This window comes from Oerskovia sp. NPDC056781 (assembly GCF_042789955.1).
Classification (GTDB): Bacteria; Actinomycetota; Actinomycetes; order Actinomycetales; family Cellulomonadaceae; genus Oerskovia; species Oerskovia rustica.
Genome location: NZ_JBHUAD010000354.1, coordinates 1 through 2,655 on the forward strand (window position 1 = coordinate 1; position 2,655 = coordinate 2,655).

Below are 2,655 nucleotides of genomic sequence, written 5' to 3' on the forward strand. Positions count from 1 at the left end.
GGGCAGGGGTTGACGGATCGCAATAGTTCAGTCAATACTCGTATTCATTCGAAGCGCTTCGACGAAGCGCTTCGACGATTCGGTCCCCGAGACTGGGGTCGACCACGAGGAGGTGGCGAGATGGTGACCATGCAGGACGTGGCCGCGCGGGCGAACGTGTCGCTCAGCACGGTGTCGTACGCGCTCAACGGGACGCGCAAGATCTCCGACGAGACGCGCGCCCGGATCGAGGCGGCCATGACGGACCTCGGGTACCACCGCAACGCCATGGCCAGAGGGCTCGCCTCACGCCGGAGCCGCGTCCTCGCCCTGATCTTCCCCGCGACCGAGACCGGGATCGGCGGGACCGTCTCGGAGTTCGTCACGAGCGCGGCCGCTGCCGCCCGCGAGGCGGGGTACCACCTCGTGCTGTGGCCCTTCGCGGCGCACGAGGCCACCGAGATCCGCGACCTGACCCAGCAAGGCATGGCCGACGGGGTCCTGCTCATGGAGGTCCGGCTCGACGACCCGCGCGTCGAGGTGCTCCACGCGGCCGGTGTGCCGTACACGATGATCGGGCGCACGCGGGAGCTCGACGGGCGCCCGTACGTCGACATCGACTTCGCCGCGACGACCGAGGCCGCCGTGGAGCATCTCGTCGCGCTGGGGCACCGGCGGATCGCGTTCATCAACCACTCGGCCGAGAGCGCCGCGGCGGGCTACGGCCCGACCCTGCGGGCGGACGAGGGGTTCGCCGCGGCCATGGAGCGCCGCGGGCTCGTGGGGCGAAGCCTCCTGTGCGACGAGACGGCTGAGGCCGGGCGCGCCGCGGTCGGCGAGCTGCTCGAGCAGGACCCGTCGCTCACCGCGTTCGTCACGATGAACGAGATCGCGACGTTCGGGGTCATGTCGGGCCTGCAGGCGCGCGGGCTCTCGGTCCCGGGCGACGTCTCGGTGCTCGGCATCGTCAGCTCGCCCGGCGTCGGTGCGATGAGCACACCCCCCTTGACCACCATGCACGCACCGGGCGCCGAGCTCGGGCGGCTCGGTGTGCAGTCCCTGGTGGCGCGGATCGACGATGCAGGCAGGGCGCACGCGCCCGTCCTCGTCCCGTGCGACCTCGAGGCCGGCGCGAGCGTCGGCCCCGCCCCTGTCCGGGGGCCCTGACCCCGGGTGCTCGACCCCGACCGAGGCCTCGATCCCGAGGCGCCGAGGTCACGACCGGCGGTCCGCCGGTGCACCACCCGGCCCTGCCGGTGCACGACCGCCGGCCCTGCCGGTGCACGACCAGACGATCGGCGCTGGCGCCGACGCTCAATGATGAGGAGAGAGTCATGTTGCGTACACGGAAGCCTCTTGTCGCTGCCTTGGTAGCGCTCCCACTTGCCCTGGCGGGCTGCGCGGGAGGAGGGAGCGGAGGGGGGGACTCCGACGACAAGACCCTCACGATCTGGCACTACGAGTCGGAGACGTCGGCCATGGGCCAGGCCTGGGCCAAGGCGATCGAGATCTTCGAGGACGAGAACCCCGACGTCACGGTCGACGTCCAGAAGCAGACGTTCGAGCAGATCCAGAAGAACGCGAAGATCGTGCTCACGGGCGACGACGTGCCCGACGTCATGGAGTACAACAAGGGGAACGCGACCGCCGGCCAGCTCGCGTCGCAGGGCCTGCTCACGCCCCTGACCGGCGCGGCCAAGGAGCGCGGCTGGGACACCACCCTGAGCGGGTCGCTCCAGACCACCGCGACGTACGACGAGAACGGCCTCATGGGGTCGGGCGAGTGGTACGGGGTGCCGAACTACGGCGAGTTCGTGGGCGTCTACTACAACAAGGACATGTTCGCGCAGTACGGCGTCCAGGTCCCGACGACGCTCGCCGAGCTCGAGACCGCGATGGCGACCTTCCAGGCTGCCGGCGTCACGCCGCTCGCCGAGGCCGGCGCCGAGTATCCGCTCGGTCAGCTCTGGTACGAGCTCGTCCTCGCGAACGCAGACCAGGACTTCGTCGACGCCTACCAGCTGTTCGACGGTGACGTCGACTTCCAGGGCCCCGAGATGACCGAGGCCACCGAGACCCTCGCCGACTGGATCGACAAGGGCTACATCGCCTCGGACTCCGCCGCTCTCACGGCCGAGGACATGGGCGTCTCGTTCATCAACGGCACCTACCCGATGATGGTCTCCGGCTCGTGGTGGTTCGGGCGCATCGTCGACGAGATGGACGCCGACTGGGGCCAGTTCAACTTCCCGGGCAACACGCTGCAGGTGGGCTCGTCGGGCAACCTGTGGGTCGTCCCGACCAACGCCGACTCGAAGTCCCTCGCCGAGGAGTTCATCGACATCACGCTGCGCCCCGAGGTGCAGAACATCCTGGGCGAGGCCGGCGGGCTCCCCGTCGCGGGTGACGTCTCGGCGATCACGGACGAGCGCACCCAGGCCCTCACGCAGAACTTCAACGACATCCTGGCCGCCGACGGCCTCGCGTTCTACCCCGACTGGCCGGTCGCGGGCTACTACGACGTGCTCGTGAGCCAGCTCCAGTCGCTCGTCAACAAGTCCAAGACCCCGGCCGAGGTCCTCGACGGTCTGTCCGGCCCGTACGAGGAGGGCAAGGCGGACCTGCTCGAGGGCTGACCCGCAGCGCAGGGATCCCGGTGGGCGGGCGACCGCCCGC

2 protein-coding genes are annotated in these 2,655 nt (G+C 70.1%); both read left to right on the forward strand.

Annotation, left to right across the window (positions count from 1 at the left end; translation table 11 throughout):
* The first annotated feature begins 120 nt into the window (after nt 1-120).
* Complete coding sequence (locus tag ACFRCR_RS18245; protein ID WP_377679574.1) at nt 121-1,146, forward strand: LacI family DNA-binding transcriptional regulator; 1,026 nt, start codon at nt 121-123, stop codon at nt 1,144-1,146.
* Nucleotides 1,147-1,346: 200 nt separating this feature from the next.
* A complete protein-coding gene (locus ACFRCR_RS18250; protein WP_377679576.1) occupies nt 1,347-2,615 on the forward strand; it encodes an ABC transporter substrate-binding protein in 1,269 nt (422 codons plus the stop codon).
* Nucleotides 2,616-2,655: the final 40 nt, after the last annotated feature.